A 15,600-nucleotide genomic window follows, 5' to 3' on the forward strand; every position below is an offset into this window, starting at 1 on the left:
AAAAGGTGGCAGAAAATAGGCATGAGGTTTCAGGGGCTTGCCTGTTCACGGGAGGTCGAGAAACGCGCCTCTGTAAATTTGACTGCCGGGTAAAGACCCGCGCAGATGCCGCGGAAACCTGCAGTGGCCCTTTTTTGATTCGACCCGGTCAGAAAACGCTCGAGACTGTGGATAAGTCACACAAGCCGCCCGGCTTGCCGCAGCGCAGGACAAGGCTTAGCTGTGAGAGGACCGCCACCCGAACCTGCGGAGCCCCGATGTCACAAGCGCCCGGCCCCTCGCCCGCGAACCCGATCCGCCCCACCGACGAAGAGGCGCGCACCCTCGCGCGCGAGCTGATCGCCGGGGCCCGGTTCGGCGCGATCGGCACGCTCGACCCGGCCACCGGCCACCCGGTCGTGACGCGCATCGCGCTCGGCCCCGGTCCCGGTCCCGGGAACGAAATCCTGACATTGGTCTCCGGCCTCTCGGCCCACACCAAGGCGCTGCGCGCGGATCCTCGCGCAGGCCTGTTGCTGGGCGAGCCCGGCCCCAAGGGCGACCCGCTCACCCATCCACGCCTCTCGCTTCAGGTCGAAGCGCGTCCGATCCACCGCGACGACCCGCGTTTCGCGGCGATGCGCGCGCGGTGGCTCGCCGACCATCCGAAATCAAAGCTCTATATCAACCTGCCCGACTTTTTCTTCTTCGAGCTGCACCCTCTTGCGGCCGCGCTCAATGGCGGTTTTGGTCGCGCCTACAACCTCACCACCAGCGATTTCGTATGAGAAAGGCGCGCGAGATCTCTCCCGCGCGCCCGTTTTGCTCGAAGGCCCACCCGATCAGATCGGGTTGTCCATCCGCAGCGTGACCTGCATCCGCCCCTTCGCCAGATCCGGCCAATTGATCGTCGCAAGCGTCTTGTCGGCGCCCTGCTCGACCGCGACATAGGGCATCGCGGTGACCCGCGCACCCGATGCATTGGTCACCGCCCCCTCGGCCACGAGGCTCTGGACGTTGCGCGCCCAGCCAGCGAAGGGCAGATAATCACCCGCATCTACCGTCCAGACCGTCTGCGCGGTGCCCTGGTTCACTTCGACCATCACCGGGTTCTGCGTGATCTGGCTGATCGCGTTGAACATGTTGCCTTCGAACACCACGTTGCGCATCCGCCCCCGATCGAGATCCGCAAAGCTCGTATCCACCGTTTCGATCCGGTCGATGCTGCCGTTGAGCGACTTGAAGACGTTGTTGGTGACACTCAGCCCCTGCACGAAATGCCCTGCCCCATAGGGCTTGATCGACAGCCAGTTGAACCACGGCGCCACGTTGATGCACACGCAGGTATTGCCGGTAATCGTCAGGCCGCCGAAACTGTACTCGTTCGAGAACCCCGGGAACGCATCGTGCTCGTTCGTCCACTCGATGACCGAGTTGTCGATGTAGTTTCCGGTCACTGCCGATTGAACATTGGTCTGGGTGAAGACGAGCCCCGCCACACGCACGCCGCTTGTTTCCTCGTCCCCTTGGAACCAATGATTGCCCACCAGCAGGTGCCCCGAGCCGTTGAGAACGAAGGTGGTGCCGAAGCGCACGAAACGCGAGTCGCGGATCTTGGTGTCATTGGCATTGACGTTGAGCACCATCGAGACGCGATCCTGCGCAGGTACCAACATCTCGTTCGAGAGGAACTGGCAGCCGTCGATCAGCAGATCCTGACAACCGCGCCCGATCGAAGTGATCACCCGATCCTTCGGTCGCACGACATAGCTGTCGCGGATCTGGAACATCTGCCCCTCGGGCGCGAGCATGATGCAACTCGCGGCGCCGTTGCAGAGGAACTCGACATTGGCGACGTTGAACCGGTCGAGCTTGTCCATGCCCGAGAAGTCGAGCACGTATTGATAGCGTGTGAACGTGTAGGTCCGCGTCCCCGAGCCGCCGTAAAGCGGCTGCGAGAGATAGAGCGTCCCCGCCCCCACATTCTTCGACTTCACGTAGACCTCGCGCCCGACCCCCGTGCCGCTCACCCGCGCACCCACCGGGATATTCGCGATATTGGCGACATTGGTCAGCTGCATCGAGAGCGAGGTCGAATAGGTCGCCTGCGACGTGACCACCTCATCATCCCAGGCCGCGCCCGCGATCACGTTGAACTGGCCGTTCTGCAACACCCGGCGGTTCGAGAAGCTCGCGAGATCGGGGGCCAGTTCCTCGATCCGGATCGGCTCGCTCACCTCGACGCGCCGCCCCTTGAGGTCGAGCACGTTGTGATCGGTATAACCGAAGAGCGCCTGCAACGCCTTCTTGAACCCTGTCAGCTCGTCGCCGAACGCCTCCGCATAGGTCGGGAAATCGAAAGACGACATCAGCGACAGTTTCGCTGCCGCAGGCATCACCAGCGTCCCCACGAACTCGATCGGCGCGGAGATCGAAATCGAGTTGCCGATAAAATAGCTGCCCTCCGGGACGAGGATCTTGCGCCCCTCGGCGGCCTGGTCGGCGGCGTTGAAGGCGGCCGCGTCATTGCTCACGCCATCGCCTTTCGCGCCGAAATCACGCACATCGACCAAGCCCATCATGTCGCGCAGGAAGGCCTCGGTCACATCCTCGATCTCGATATCGTCGATGCGCACGACCGCACCATTTGCACCGGTCAGGTCGACCCCGAAATGGCCGTAAACCGCCTCGAGCCCCCAAGCCATATCGACGCCGCTGCGGCTGCCCGTGCCGACAATCGCCTCGACCTCGACGACGGTGCCGTAGGTTTGCAGCGTCACTGTCGGGCCGACCTCGATCAGCCCGCCTACATGCGCACCACTTCCGTTTACCGCGTAACCCGCGATGCGCACCTCCGGAAGATTGCCGCTCACCGCCTTCACCCGAGAGCGGATGCGCAGGTAGGTTCCCGGCAGGATCGGTGTCTCTCCCATGTAACGCAGTTTTTGCAGCGTCTGGGTCTTGAGCATCTCCAGACAGCCACCAAAATCGGCATCGGCAGGCACCTGCACCGCATTGGCCGCCCCCTCATAAGTGGTCGAGCCCGGCATCCCGTCCTCACTCGACCATTGATCGAGCCCTTCTGCGAAAGCGGCCGGGGTCAGCACCAGCCCTTCGGTAATCGCGACGTTCATCAGCAATCCTCTTGTCCAAGTTCCCGCCCGCCCCGTCCGCCGCGCCGCTGCGATCGAAACCGGGATGCGCCGAGGGCACCCGCCTCGACTGCAAAAGAGCTACGGGCAAAGGTTAAAGAAGCCCTGAGACGAGCGTGCGCTGACAACGTCACGCCGCTGTCATATGCTAAGGGGAGAAGGGAGCCGCACTGGACGGAGAACCCGATGGCCTACGCAATTTCCCGCGACGACAAGAGCCCGACGAAATCCCTGCGCCGAATCGCGCGCGAAGAACTTGGCTCGGCCCTCAAACAGGCCGCGATCGAGGCCCCGTCCGTCCACACCATTCGCAAGTCGATCAAGAAGACACGCGGTTTGCTACGCCTTTTCGCTCCGCGCTTCGACGACTTCGACACCGCCAATGCCGCACTGTCCGAGGCTGCTCGGGGCATCTCGGGGCTGCGTGATGCCGAGGTTTTGCGCGCGACGCTGGCCCGCCTCGGCCGCGAGGGCCCCGACCTCGATGGTGCGGCGGCCGCCCGCGCCTTTCTCGAAAGCCTCCCGCCGCTCGAAATCACGACGCAAGCCGAAGATCTCGCCCTTTTCGTCGAACGGGTGAGGGACGTCCGTCGTCAGGCGAAGCACTGGAAAGTGACGGGAAGGGGCTGGCCAGCATATGAAGACGGGCTGCTCAAGACACTCGCGGATTGCCGCAAGAGAATGAAGACCGCCCACGCCACGGGTTGCGAAGAGGATTTTCACGCCTGGCGCACGCGGGTCAAGCAGCACTGGTATCACACCCGCCTTCTCGCGCCGATCTGGCCCGAGATGCTCCACCCGCGCGAAGACGCGCTCGACATTCTCGGCGAACTGATTGGCGACCATCACGACCTGCACGTGCTGCGCGGCGCGATCCCCGACAATTTCGATCCGGAACATTCAGAGGCGCTCGCGCAGTTGATCACGACCGAGCAAGCCCGGCTCGAGACCGAGGCCTTCACCCTTGGCGCCCGGCTCTTTGCCGAAAAACCCGAGGCGCTGACCGCACGCTGGGGTGCGTGGTACCGGCTCTGGCGGGATTAACCCGCCAGTTCACCCGCCAGCGCCCGCTCGATCAGAGCGACCGTTTCATCGACACCGTAAAGCGCGATGAAGCCGCCGAAACGCGGTCCCTGACTCTGGCCGAGCAGCACTTCGTAAAGCGCCTTGAACCAGTCGCGCAGGTTGGCAAAACCATGGTTCTTGCCCACCGCGAACACGAGCGACTGCAGGAACTCGTCGCTGTGGTAGTCGACTTCCGGCAAAGCCTCGTCGCTGCCCGCAGCCGCATTCTTGCGCGCAAGCTGATCGAGCGCGACCTCCTCGGATTTCAGCGCCTTGACCAGATCTTCCAGAGCCGCGCGCTCCTCGTCGGTGGGCAGGCGGAAGACCAGCGTCGGCTTCACGAAATCCTCGAAATACTTCAGCGCGAACCCGGCCGCCTGATCGAGATCGGGATTGCCCTCCGGGCTCGCCTCAGGCGCATAGCGCTTGATAAAGCCCCAAAGGCCTTCCTTTTCCGACGCCCCAGCCACGCTCGCGAGGTTCAGCAGCATCGAGAACGGCACCACCATCTTGCTCTCAGGCGGGTTGCCGCCGTGAATGTGCCAGACCGGGTTGTTGACCTGCGCGTCGATCTCCTGGTCGGGATAGGCGCGCAGCTGCTGGTGATACTCGTCCACCATCTTCGGGATCACGTCCCACCACAGCCGCTTCGCGGTCTTGGGCTTGAGATACATGAAGTAGCTCAAGGATTCCGTCGCGGCATAGGTCAGCCATTCGTCGATCGACAGGCCATTGCCCTTCGATTTCGAAATCTTCTCGCCATTGGCATCGAGGAACAGCTCGTAGGTGAAATGCTCCGGCGCACGCCCGCCCAGCACGCGGCAAATCCCGTCATAGATCGGCGTGTTGGTCGAGTGGTCCTTGCCATACATCTCGAAATCGACGTCGAGCGCGGCCCAACGCATCCCGAAATCGGGCTTCCACTGCAGCTTCACATTGCCGCCGGTGACCGGCAGCGTCCACTCGCGCCCATCTTCGTCATCGAAGGTCACAGTGCCATCCTTGGCATTGACCTCCTTCATCGGCACGTAGAGTACGCGGCCGGTTTCGGGATGGATCGGCAGAAAGCACGAATAGGTCTGCTGACGCTCTTCGCGCAGCGATTTCAGCATGATCGCCATGATCTCATCATACTTTTCCGCCGAGCGGATCAGCATGTCGTCGAACTTGCCCGACTTGTAATAGTCGGTCGCCGAAGCGAATTCGTAATCGAAGCCGAACGTATCGAGGAAACGGCGCAGCATGGCGTTGTTGTGGTTGCCGAAGCTGTCGAACTCACCGAACGGATCGGGCACTGCGGTCAGGGGCTTCTGCTCATGCGCGCGCAGCATGTCCTGATTGGGCACGTTGGTCGGCACCTTGCGCATCCCGTCCATATCGTCCGAGAAGCACAGCAGCTTCGTCGGGATGTCCGAGATAACTTCGAAAGCGCGGCGGATCATCGTCGTGCGCGCGACCTCTCCGAAAGTCCCGATATGGGGCAGACCCGAGGGGCCGTAACCCGTCTCGAAGAGGACGAAGCCCTTCTCCGGATCCTTCTTCTCGTAACGCTTGAGCACCCGGCGCGCCTCTTCAAAGGGCCAGGCCTTGGATTTCATCGCAGCGTCACGCAAGCTCGTCATGGCATACCTCATGAGGGCGCCCTGTGCGCCCGGTCGCGCCTGACCTATTGAAGCGGAGGGGGACAGTCAATAATTTGCACCCCAACCACAGTCAGGAGCCCCAAAACCGTGCCCGATGTCCTCTCCTCGCTTTCGCCCCAGGATGCCCTTGTCGCCGTGATGGTCGCAGTCTCGGCTGCCGACGAGGACGTTCCGACCTCGGAACTCGTTGCGATCGAACGCATCGTGAACCACATGCCGATCTTCGCCGGCTACGATTTCGACCGGATCGCGCGGGTCTCACGCTCGGTTTTTGCACTGTTCGAGGAAGAAGACGGCCTCGAAGCCCTCTTCGGGCTGATCCGCGACTCGCTTCCCGAACGTCTCTTCGAAACTGCCTATGCGCTCGCCTGCGACGTGGCGGCGGCCGATGGCACGATCCGACAGACCGAACTGCGCCTGCTCGAAGAAATCCGCGGCGAGCTGGCGATCGACCGGCTTCATGCTGTTGCGATCGAATGGGGCGCAAAGGTACGGCACGTCACTCTCTGAGGCGTGCGTTAATCACGCAGAAACCGACGGGTGCTAAGCCGGTCCAGTTCATGGACCGGAGCCTCGTCGATGCGCTTTTTTCGTCTGTTCTTCCTCCTTCTTGGGCTCTGCTTCGCAGACCCTTTGCGCGCCTCCGAGGCTGATCGCGCACAAATCGCCATGCAACGCATGGAGATCGCCGCGAGGCAGGAATTTCTTGGCCAGCGCATCGCGACAGCGGCCTGTTTTGCCACGCTCGCGATCGATCGTGCCGCACAACTTCGTCGCCTCGGCGTATCGCTCGCCCAGTTCGAGGACAGCCTGGATCAACTCGAACACGGCGATCCGACAAAAGATCTTCCTCCTCTGCGTGGCGCGATGAGCCTTGCGTCGCTGCATGAAACGCGACTCGCCTGGTCGCGTCTGCACGCTGCCGCCGAGGCGATCCGCAACGAAGCATCCGATCAAGCGGCACTCGACCGTCTTCTTGCGGCCGAAACCTCGCTGGCAGGCGCTTCGCGCAGCTTGATCGCAGTTTTCGAAACGGACCTTTCCGATCCCGACCCCGCGCGCACGCGCCAAATCGGTGCCATCGGCGCACAACGCAGACGCGGGCAGGCGATTGTTCTCGCGATTTGCCGGCAACAGATCGCCCCGTCCCCCGACGCACCAACGCTGATCACGACTCTCACAACGTCTTTCGAAGGCACGACATTCGCGCTGATCCGGGGCGATAAGAATCTGGGCCTATCGCCCCCGCGCGATACCAAGGCGCGCGATGCCCTTCTCGAGACCCATTACGCCTGGAGCGATCTGCGCTTCCTGCTCGCCCCTGCGCGCGAAGGTCGGGTGCTCCAATCCATCGACCTCTATGACATCGCGCAAGGATACGAGGCTCTTCTCGATCAGCTCGACATTGTGATGGCGCATTACCTCGAAGCCTGAATCGGCTCAGCGCCCGTAGATCGCCGCCCAACGTTCGAGCAACCGGCTTTGGAGCATCTTCGACGCTTTCACCCAGGCCCGCCCTCCCGGGGGCTGCGGATCGGTTCCGGCCCGTCGCCGCCGGGCGAGATCGCCGGTGAAGATCGCGAAGACCAGTTCCGTCCCGTCCGGCGCAGTCATGTACCCCGCGAGGGTCGAGACGAAATTCAGCGTGCCGGTCTTGGCATCGACCTCAAACGGCTGGGACTTCATCGGTCGACCAGTCGCGTCGCGCAGCTGGAAAGGTTTCATCAACCCCCGAAGCCCCATCGGCGCCCCAAGCTGCCGCAGCGCTGCAACCATGTCCTGCGGCGAGATCTTCGCATCCACACCAAGCCCGGAATGATCGGTGAAGCGGGCCGAGCGCGCGCCCGTCCGCTGCGCGAGCCACTCCGACATCGCTCGCCCCGAGGCTCCAAGCGAGCCGCCCGCACCGAGCCGCGCACTCACTGTCATCCCCACGGCCTCGGCAGTTATATTGGTCGAATATTTCATCATCGATCGTAGCAGCGGGGCCAGAGCATCGCTCGAATGGCTCACGAGAGCAGTCCCGCCGGGCGGGTTGCGCACCTCCTCCGGGTTTGGCAGCGGAACGCCCTGCGCGCGCGCCAGCGTCTGAAACACGTCACCCGCATAGGCCGCCGGGTGGCGCACCGGCAGCCAGCGTGAACCGCCCTTGCCCAGTGCCGCCGAGGCGACCGTCCAGGCCTCAACCCCGCCGCGATCCGAATAGGTGAACGTGGGCCGCGCCCGGTTCGCGATCGCGACCTTGGCGGTATAGGCTTGGGGCTGCACATCGCGCCCGCGCGCATCCATCGTCAGCGCCCAGCCCCCGCCCGCGCGTTTCCAGCCGAAATGCACGCGGTTGAAATTCAGCATCAGCCCCGAAATCGACGGGTTGTAACTCGCGTAAACCGGCTGATCGCCCGCGATCTCGCGCTCATAGGGCAACGCCCCTCCCCATGTCAGGAACCGCCCCGTCACACCGCGCACACCCTTGCCCGCCAGCGCCTTCGCCATCGCCTGGAGATCGTCGGTCGACAGGGTCGGATCGCCACCGCCCGCAAGGACCAGATCGCCCTGGATCAGGCCGCCCACGATCGGCCCGGTCGCGATAAGATGTGTGCCAAAACGAAAACCGGCCCCAAGCTGTTCAAGCGCATAGAGCGAGGTGATCGACTTGAGCGCAGAGGCCGGCGGCATTGCCTTGCCGCCCCAGCGCTGTTCCAGCACCTGCCCGCTGCGCAGATCCGCGACGACGAAACCGATATCACCGCTCAACCCGGCCGCGCGAACAAGCTCAGTGCTCGACGCGATCCCTTGCGCCCGTAGCAGCGAGGGACAGGCGATCGAGCCGGCACCCGCCGCCAGAGCCTGCAAGACCTTCCGCCGCGACAGCGCGTCCATGATACGATTCCCCCTGGTTGCAAGGGTCAGCCTAGCGTCTCGTTCAGCCGCTTCAAGCGCTTGAAAACCGCAGCTGTCCTGCTTTGGCCGGCTTCAGCCGACGCGCCAGTCGCCGCGTTTGCGAATCTCGGTCGAGGATTGACCGGACATCGGGATATTGATGAAGCACCAGCGGGGTGCGGGTCCGTCGGCAAGACGGAAAGACTGCGAGGGCGGAAGTTCGGCCTGCGCATAGATACGCGCCGCGCGCGCGTGACGCCCCTTCATCCGCCAGCCCGGACGCGCGAGAACACCGATCGGCACAGTCTCGATGATATCGTGCCAGTGATCCCAGCGATCGAATTGCACGAGGTTGTCTGCGCCCATCAGCCATACGAAGCGCACCCCGGGATAGAGCCCGCGTAGCTGCGATAGCGTATCCGCGGTGAAGCGCGTCCCCAGCCGCGCCTCGATATCGCTGACCACGACGCGGGGATCTCCATGCAGGATCTTGCGCGCATACTCCACGCGCTGCGCAAGCGGCGCGGGGCCATGCGCCTTGAGCGGGTTCCCCGGGCTCACCATCCACCACACCCGGTCGAGCGCGAAGCGACGCAGCGCCTCGCGGGTAATCAGCGCGTGCCCCTGATGGGCCGGATCGAACGATCCGCCCAACAGGCCGATTTTCTGGCCCGGCATCGCAATGGGAAAGCCCTGTTTCATGGGCTGTGCCCTTACCTCATTGCGCGCGGACAGGAAAAGGGAAAACCCACGACGAGCGTACGACGCGCAAAAGATCCAGACCCATAGCCGTCTCGCTCAGCGCGGAGCCGACTGCGCGAACCGCACGCAGCCGCGCCCCGCTTCCTTGGCCGCATAGGTCGCCACGTCGGCATCACCCTGCATAGCGTCGAGATCATGTATCGCGTAATCGTCGGAGACCACCACACCGATCGAGCCGGAAATCAGGCATTCATTCCCGGCGAACCATTTGGGCTCCTCCAGTCGGGCGATGATCCGCTGCGCCAGAGCCTCGAGCGCCTTGTGTTCGATCGGGCCTCGCAAGAGCAGAAGGAACTCGTCACCCCCCATGCGTCCGGCCAGATCGCCATGTCGCACTGTCTCATTCAGTATCCGCGCCACCGATTGCAAAACGTAATCGCCCGCCGCATGACCGTAGCTGTCATTCACCCGTTTGAAATGATCGAGATCGATCTGCATCAATGCAAAAGGCGCGCCGCCTTGGGTCACGCCGCTGAGCGCCTGCGCAAGCGCACGCTCCATCGCGCGCCGGTTCGACAGGCGGGTGAGAGCATCGGTCAGCGCCAACCGCTCGGCCTTCTGCCGCGCATGATCGAGCCTTGCGGTCAGGGCGCTCAACTCGCCCATAACCATCGACTTCGTCTCGAGCAGATAGAGCATCTCCATTGCGAGATCAGCCACGGCAAAATCGCGTTCCGTCAGATCCAGACTCGCGACCACCTCGCTGAGATAAATCCCGAAGCTGAGATTCATCAACACTCCCCCGCCTTCAGCCTGCGGCAGGCTCAGCACATCGCCGCGCAAGCCGATCTCGGGCCGGGCCTGCAAGGTGAGGTGGATGCTTCGTCTTTCCTTGAGATGCCGCAATGAGGATCCGCAGGCCCCGACCTTGCGCGAACAGTTCGAGAATTCGCATCTGGGGATGGTGGCATCAGGGCATCGCAGCAAATCGGCCTCGTGGCGGCCGATGGTGAAATGGCGCGTGAAAGCGTCTCCGGTCATCACGCCCTCGCCCAAAACCTTGTGCAAGGTGCGGCCGAGCGCGCGGATCCGTGCCTGTCCGTCGATCCAAAGAAACATCGGCATCAGCGCCGAGAAAAGCGGTTCGGCCTGTGTCAGGACATCTATCGCGTCCGTGCGCTGGCGCGCCGCTACAGGTTCGGCCGTCGAAAGGGAGGAGAGCTGCAAACACCCCTGCGCTTCGGGCATTGCGTCGCTCATAAATTGCCCTCCAAGGGACGTGAGAGGGCAAAGTTGCGTCCCTTCGCATAGGAACTGTCAAGAAGACGGATCGAGACGATTTCGCCGTTCTCTTCCGACTCGATCAACGCCAGAACGCCGTAATCATCGGCCATCGCACGCAGGATACCCGCAAAGACGGTTGCCCAGCCCGGAAGGCGTCCTGCGACCCGCAAACGGTATTCGCCGTCGTCCAATGTCTCAAGCGACAGTTCTGGCAGGTCGAGATCTGCCAGCGCCATGCGCGCGCGATCGTGCAGATCATCCAGGGTGTTGAGAAAATCTGTGTAATCGCAGCCGCCATAGCGAAGCAGCCGGCGCACGGGTTCGCGGGTCGCGAGATAGGTGCCGAGATCTTCCAGAAGATCGGTACGACTTCGCCCGAGTTCCGCACAAGCAGCCTCGATCAGCTTCAGGCTCTGTCCCTTCTCGTACTTGAGCATCGGTTCGAACCCCGCCGCCGACAGCCCCAGCCGGGCCGCCACGCGGCGCCAGACCTCGACCCCGTGCGTGTCGGTCAGGAAATTCTGGATCGAGCGGTTGATCAGGCCAAGCATGGTGCCTCCTGCCGGAAACGGTAGCGGCAGGAGGTTAAGAAAGATCGAAAATCCGATGGGTTACCGCGATAGCGGCAAAATCATCTGGCCGCCGGCACGCAACCCGAAGATCCCGCTGGGCACAATTTCCAGCGCTCCTTTCGCGATCGCGGCGATGACCGGGTCGAGACTGCCCTGCGCAGTCCCCGCCTCAACGACGACCTGCCCCCGCGACACACGCCGCCAGCTTCCGTCCCTTTCGGCATAGAGGTCGATCAGACCGGAATAGTCGCCCTGACGGACGAACATCGCCTCGTCTCCCGGCAGATCAGGCAGGAAATCGGCGCGCACCAGCGCGCAACTCGGTTGGCCATCGGGGTGAGGCAGGCAGAGACTTGCAGCTCCCGGCCCCGCTTCTTGCAACAGCAATGAAAGCAAGGCTTCGGGCGGTGCGCCCGCGCCCGGGGGAAGGATGATATCCTCGCGCAAACCGGTCAGGCGCGTCTCGCTTTCGGCGGGGGCCTTGCCTCGGGCAAGTGCCGATGCGAGGGACGGGTCGGTTTCGGCCAATTCCCGCAATCGGGCGACCCCGGCCTTGCCGGCAAGCCCCCAATCGGTCTCCATCGCGTAGATCGGCAGGCGCGCGGCCTCGATCCGCCCGGCCTCGTAGAGCGCAATCTGCGAACGCGTCGCAATCTTGTAAGGCGCGATCAACGGGGTCAGCCAGAGCAGCGCGATGGCCACCAGCATCAGCGCCATCGCGATATTCACCCGCCGCACCCGCTCCATCCAGAGCCGCCCGCTGAGCGTCGCCAGAGCATAGCCGATGCCATAGCCTGCCAGCAGCGCTGTCAGCACGAATTCCGCAACGCGCGCAGGCGTCCATCCCGTGTCCGCGATGCGTTGCCACTCGATCCAGACCGCCACCGCGACCATGACCGGCAGGATAAGCCCCAGCCCACGCGCCGAAAGCCGCAGCACCGGGGCCTCGACTGCCTCGTGATCCTCGCGTTCGACCCCGATCGAGATCAGCGTCACCGCCGCCACGGCCATCGCGAGCAACGTCTCGGTCTCGGGGAAATCGCCTGCGGCGCCCTGCATCCGGCGCAGTACGAGACCTATCAGGAAGACCGCGACCACGATCACCACAGCTGGCAGCAAAAGCCGCAGCAGCCGCAGGATCAGCGTGGGCGAGATCATCTCCTCAAGCTCGGTGACCACCGCCAGCCCGAGCCCGAGGATGGCCCCGGACAGCGGCAGCGCGATTTCGGAGCGCTGGAACAATGTCTGCAGGATGTCGATATCGACGCTTTCCAGCAGCCGTGAAGACAGGAATAGAACGAGCCACACCAGCCCCAGGAACAACCAGGCCGCACCGTAGCGCACGACAATGTTCCAGCTATGGGTGAACAGCTCCGGGTAATTGGCCCAATGGCTGCGCCCGCGCGTCAACGACACCATAGCGAAGGGGATCGGCACCGTCGCCAGCACGAAAAGCGCCAGCAGACCATAGCGCATCTGCGCCGCGATCGGTCTTTCGGGTCCGAAACCTGCCGCATCCCACCACCCCAGAAGAGCCACCGGAATCGCGATGACGATCGCGGCACCCAGTGCCTTGCGCGCCCCGATCTCGCCCAGCATCGCGAGCGCGGCACCGAAGAAGACCGTTCCCAGTACCGCCAGTGCGAAGAACGCGCGCGGGTCGAGCCCAAGCGCGTGCCAGGTCCCTTCCTCAAGCGACCAGAAGAACAGCCCCGCCAGCGCCCCGAGCAGACTGTGTTGCAATCTCGAATGCATAGCTCCTCCTCGGGTCGTTCAGCGACCGCTCCGCGTCAGCCAGTCCGGCAGGCCCCCGATATGATCGAGTACTGCATCGGCGTTCGGTTCAAGCTCCGCGCGGCTCGCCGGGCCACTCAGCACCGCCACGGCGACCATACCTGCCGCGCGTGCAGCCCTCATGTCATGCAAACTGTCGCCAATCATCACCACCTCGGCCGGATCGATCCCGAGCGCGTCCGCAAAGGCGAGCAGCGGGCGGGGCGTTGGCTTGGCCCCGTGACCGCTATCGTATCCGATGATTGCATCGAACATCTGCGACACACCCGCGCGTTCGGCATGGGCACGCGCTGTGGATTCCGCATCATTGGTGCAGATCCCGAGACGCAACCCCCGCGCCTTCAACCCGCCGAGCAATTCGCCTAGCGGGACCGGCGCGACCAGCGGCACATCACGTGCAGCCGCGTCCAGCTCGGCCACCAGGCCCGGCAGATCCCGCCCGGGCAGATGCGGAAGCAACAGTTCGGCCGCCTCCTCCACCGTTCCCGCGATCACGGCCGAATGAGCGTCGAACTCGGCCGTCACGAGATCGAAGCCGATCGCCTCGGCCATCGCCAGCGCGTGTGTTTCATCCACGGCCATCGCGTCGATTCGTGCCTTCGCCCACGCCCCCCAGGTCGCGTCGAAATCGAACAGTGTGCCGTCCTTGTCGAAAAGAACCGCACGAATCTTACCGCCTGCCATGAAGTCTCCTGCCCCCTCTTTGCAGGTCAGACTGCCCCGAGCCGGCGCTCAGGTCCAGTGCCGCAAATCGCCCCGCCCCAGAACCGCGCGCGCCTGCATCAGCGCCTCGGGCGCCTCGGCCAGATCGCTCGCGCAATCAAGCACCCAGCGATCCTCCATCAACAGGTAATCGAGCAGGCCCGCAAGGAAATCGGGATCCTGCGCCTGCGCCCGCAGATCCTCGACGCTCGCCCCGGAGACCGAGAGAAACCCTTCGATCAGCTCCTCTTGGGACGCCATCCAGCCAAGCGCGCGGATGGCGAGAATTTTGGCGCTTTCCTGCCGCATCGAGCTCTTCTCCCTATCGTCGGAAACCCTTTGTTAACTGATCGCCCGATATCTTCAAGACACGGGCAATCGGAGCCCGGCATCAACAGGGAGCAAGCAGGCAATGGCGGGGTCCATCCTCATCGTCGATGATGTCGCGACCAATCGCATCGTACTCAAGGCGAAGCTGTCGGGCGCGCGCTACGCTACCTCTCAGGCTGCTGACGGGAGTGCGGCGCTCGCGCTCGCTGCGACGGAAAAACCCGGCCTGATCCTGCTCGACACCAATCTGCCCGACATGAGCGGAAGCGAGATGATCGCCCGACTGCGCACTGACCCTGAAACCCGGCGAATCCCGGTGATCGCGATGACGGTGCATGACGATCCCGCACTGCGTATCGACTTGCTCAAGGCTGGCGCGAACGAGATCCTGACGAAGCCATTCGATGAACTGGTATTGCTCGCGCGGCTGCGCAGCCTCTTGCGGGCCCATGCCAGCGCGGACGAGACCGCGCTACGGGCGCTGACCTGTCACGAACTGGGCTTTTCCGAGTCGCTTCATGATTTTGCACCGCCCGCGCGCATCGCCCTGATTGCCCATCAACCCGAGCAAGCGCTGCGTTGGAAGGCCGCGCTTACGCGGAACCTCCCTGGCGACCGGATCGAGATCCTCTGCGGAGAGATGCCTCTCGATGATCCGCGCGCTGGGGTCGTGCCCGATATCTTCGTGATCGCGGCCGATCTGGAGCGTCGCGGAGACGGGCTTCGCCTGATGTCAGAGCTGCGCTCGCGTGCCGAGACCCGGGACGCGGTGATTGCTATCGCGACCCCGCGCAATGCGCACGAGATTCAGGCCACGGCGCTCGATCTCGGCGCAGACGAGCTGCTGCCATGCGACCTCTCCGGTCAGGCCGCACAGGAAGCTGCGCTGCGGCTGCGCGCGCAGCTCGCGCAAAAACGCGTACGGGATCGGCTCCGCGTCTCGGTGGACGAGGGGCTGCGTCTGGCAATGGTCGATCCGCTGACGGGCCTCTACAACCGCCGCTATGCCAATGCCCATCTCGCACGGATGTCCGACCGCGCGCGCCGCACCGGCCGCACCAGCGTCGTGATGGTGCTCGATCTCGACCGTTTCAAGCGGATCAACGACTCCTACGGACACCGCGCCGGTGACCACGTCCTCACCGCCTTTGCGAAAGCGCTTCGTTCCAATCTGCGCGGCGTCAATCTGATTGCGCGCATCGGCGGCGAGGAATTCCTTGTCGTTTTGCCCGACACCACGCTCGATGCCGGTTACCGCACCGCTGAGCGGCTCCGCCACGCAATCGAGACACAACCGATCCGGCTTCCGAACGGAGAAGTCATCTCGATCACCCTCTCGATCGGACTCGCGATCGGCGGAACCCGGGACACCGACCCGCAGCATCTGGTGGACGAGGCCGATGCCGCCCTGCTGAATGCCAAGGCGACGGGCCGCAATCAGGTTGCCATCGCCCAAGCCAGCAATGCAGCCTGAGCGAGACCGATCTCCACGAACAG

General features: G+C 63.7%; 14 protein-coding genes. 5 read left to right on the forward strand and 9 right to left on the reverse strand.

Features of this window, described 5'->3' with window-relative positions; all coding sequences use genetic code 11:
- Nucleotides 1–257: 257 nt before the first annotated feature.
- A complete protein-coding gene (locus BMI90_RS02030) occupies nt 258–767 on the forward strand; it encodes a pyridoxamine 5'-phosphate oxidase family protein (RefSeq protein ID WP_078525429.1) in 510 nt (169 codons plus the stop codon).
- A 54-nt stretch (nt 768–821) separates the two neighbouring features.
- Here the strand turns inward: BMI90_RS02030 and BMI90_RS02035 are convergent, their stop codons facing one another.
- Nucleotides 822–3,113, reverse strand: a complete 2,292-nt coding sequence (locus BMI90_RS02035; protein ID WP_078525430.1) for a glycosyl hydrolase family 28-related protein — start codon at nt 3,111–3,113, stop codon at nt 822–824.
- 204 nt (nt 3,114–3,317) lie between these two features.
- Between BMI90_RS02035 and BMI90_RS02040 the strand changes: the two genes are divergently transcribed.
- Nucleotides 3,318–4,175, forward strand: coding sequence for a CHAD domain-containing protein (locus BMI90_RS02040; protein WP_078525432.1), 858 nt, complete (start codon nt 3,318–3,320; stop codon nt 4,173–4,175).
- On the opposite strand, the gene BMI90_RS02045 is transcribed toward BMI90_RS02040, so the two are convergent.
- Complete coding sequence (locus BMI90_RS02045; protein WP_078525434.1) at nt 4,172–5,818, reverse strand: lysine--tRNA ligase; 1,647 nt, start codon at nt 5,816–5,818, stop codon at nt 4,172–4,174. The two genes, BMI90_RS02040 and BMI90_RS02045, sit on opposite strands and share 4 nt — an antisense overlap.
- Before the next feature lie 108 nt (nt 5,819–5,926).
- On the opposite strand from BMI90_RS02045, the gene BMI90_RS02050 reads away from it, so the two are divergent.
- Together BMI90_RS02050 and BMI90_RS02055 are read left to right on the forward strand one after the other, a co-directional pair.
- A complete protein-coding gene (locus BMI90_RS02050; RefSeq protein WP_078525436.1) occupies nt 5,927–6,349 on the forward strand; it encodes a tellurite resistance TerB family protein in 423 nt (140 codons plus the stop codon).
- A gap of 69 nt (nt 6,350–6,418) precedes the next feature.
- Nucleotides 6,419–7,273 (forward strand): type IV pili methyl-accepting chemotaxis transducer N-terminal domain-containing protein, encoded by an 855-nt coding sequence (locus tag BMI90_RS02055; RefSeq protein WP_078525437.1) that lies wholly within the window; start codon nt 6,419–6,421, stop codon nt 7,271–7,273.
- A 6-nt stretch (nt 7,274–7,279) separates the two neighbouring features.
- Here the strand turns inward: BMI90_RS02055 and dacB are convergent, their stop codons facing one another.
- From dacB to BMI90_RS02090, 7 genes are all read right to left on the reverse strand, one after another.
- Nucleotides 7,280–8,719: a D-alanyl-D-alanine carboxypeptidase/D-alanyl-D-alanine-endopeptidase gene (dacB, locus tag BMI90_RS02060; RefSeq protein WP_078525439.1), complete on the reverse strand. Its 1,440-nt coding sequence runs from the start codon at nt 8,717–8,719 to the stop codon at nt 7,280–7,282.
- 93 nt (nt 8,720–8,812) lie between these two features.
- Nucleotides 8,813–9,421 (reverse strand): nicotinate-nucleotide adenylyltransferase, encoded by a 609-nt coding sequence (locus BMI90_RS02065; RefSeq protein ID WP_078525440.1) that lies wholly within the window; start codon nt 9,419–9,421, stop codon nt 8,813–8,815.
- A 96-nt stretch (nt 9,422–9,517) separates the two neighbouring features.
- Nucleotides 9,518–10,681, reverse strand: coding sequence for a GGDEF domain-containing protein (locus BMI90_RS02070; RefSeq protein WP_078525443.1), 1,164 nt, complete (start codon nt 10,679–10,681; stop codon nt 9,518–9,520).
- Nucleotides 10,678–11,256 (reverse strand): heme NO-binding domain-containing protein, encoded by a 579-nt coding sequence (locus tag BMI90_RS02075; RefSeq protein ID WP_078525445.1) that lies wholly within the window; start codon nt 11,254–11,256, stop codon nt 10,678–10,680. The genes BMI90_RS02070 and BMI90_RS02075 overlap by 4 nt, the downstream gene beginning before the upstream one ends.
- Nucleotides 11,257–11,316: 60 nt before the next feature.
- The gene (locus tag BMI90_RS02080; RefSeq protein ID WP_078525447.1) at nt 11,317–13,032 is read right to left on the reverse strand and encodes a DUF4153 domain-containing protein; all 1,716 of its coding nucleotides are present in this window, start codon (nt 13,030–13,032) and stop codon (nt 11,317–11,319) included.
- Nucleotides 13,033–13,050: 18 nt separating this feature from the next.
- Entirely contained in the window at nt 13,051–13,755 is a 705-nt protein-coding gene (locus BMI90_RS02085) for an HAD family hydrolase (RefSeq protein ID WP_078525449.1), read from the reverse strand.
- A gap of 48 nt (nt 13,756–13,803) precedes the next feature.
- A complete protein-coding gene (locus BMI90_RS02090; protein ID WP_078525451.1) occupies nt 13,804–14,082 on the reverse strand; it encodes a DUF3572 domain-containing protein in 279 nt (92 codons plus the stop codon).
- A 103-nt stretch (nt 14,083–14,185) separates the two neighbouring features.
- Here BMI90_RS02090 and BMI90_RS02095 point away from each other — a divergent pair, with 103 nt between their 5' ends.
- Nucleotides 14,186–15,577, forward strand: coding sequence for a diguanylate cyclase (locus BMI90_RS02095; RefSeq protein ID WP_078525453.1), 1,392 nt, complete (start codon nt 14,186–14,188; stop codon nt 15,575–15,577).
- Nucleotides 15,578–15,600: the final 23 nt, after the last annotated feature.

It is taken from the genome of Thioclava sp. L04-15, from assembly GCF_002020275.1.
Lineage (GTDB): Bacteria > Pseudomonadota > Alphaproteobacteria > Rhodobacterales > Rhodobacteraceae > Thioclava > Thioclava marina.

Bases quoted from the DNA above. Each gene is read 5' to 3' on its own strand.
- BMI90_RS02030 (WP_078525429.1), top strand. From the start codon at position 258: ATGTCACAAGCGCCCGGCCCCTCGCCCGCGAACCCGATCCGCCCCACC.
- BMI90_RS02035 (WP_078525430.1), bottom strand. From the start codon at position 3,113: ATGAACGTCGCGATTACCGAAGGGCTGGTGCTGACCCCGGCCGCTTTC.
- BMI90_RS02040 (WP_078525432.1), top strand. From the start codon at position 3,318: ATGGCCTACGCAATTTCCCGCGACGACAAGAGCCCGACGAAATCCCTG.
- BMI90_RS02045 (WP_078525434.1), bottom strand. From the start codon at position 5,818: ATGACGAGCTTGCGTGACGCTGCGATGAAATCCAAGGCCTGGCCCTTT.
- BMI90_RS02055 (WP_078525437.1), top strand. From the start codon at position 6,419: ATGCGCTTTTTTCGTCTGTTCTTCCTCCTTCTTGGGCTCTGCTTCGCA.
- dacB (WP_078525439.1), bottom strand. From the start codon at position 8,719: ATGGACGCGCTGTCGCGGCGGAAGGTCTTGCAGGCTCTGGCGGCGGGT.
- BMI90_RS02065 (WP_078525440.1), bottom strand. From the start codon at position 9,421: ATGAAACAGGGCTTTCCCATTGCGATGCCGGGCCAGAAAATCGGCCTG.
- BMI90_RS02070 (WP_078525443.1), bottom strand. From the start codon at position 10,681: ATGAGCGACGCAATGCCCGAAGCGCAGGGGTGTTTGCAGCTCTCCTCC.
- BMI90_RS02075 (WP_078525445.1), bottom strand. From the start codon at position 11,256: ATGCTTGGCCTGATCAACCGCTCGATCCAGAATTTCCTGACCGACACG.
- BMI90_RS02080 (WP_078525447.1), bottom strand. From the start codon at position 13,032: ATGCATTCGAGATTGCAACACAGTCTGCTCGGGGCGCTGGCGGGGCTG.
- BMI90_RS02085 (WP_078525449.1), bottom strand. From the start codon at position 13,755: ATGGCAGGCGGTAAGATTCGTGCGGTTCTTTTCGACAAGGACGGCACA.
- BMI90_RS02090 (WP_078525451.1), bottom strand. From the start codon at position 14,082: ATGCGGCAGGAAAGCGCCAAAATTCTCGCCATCCGCGCGCTTGGCTGG.
- BMI90_RS02095 (WP_078525453.1), top strand. From the start codon at position 14,186: ATGGCGGGGTCCATCCTCATCGTCGATGATGTCGCGACCAATCGCATC.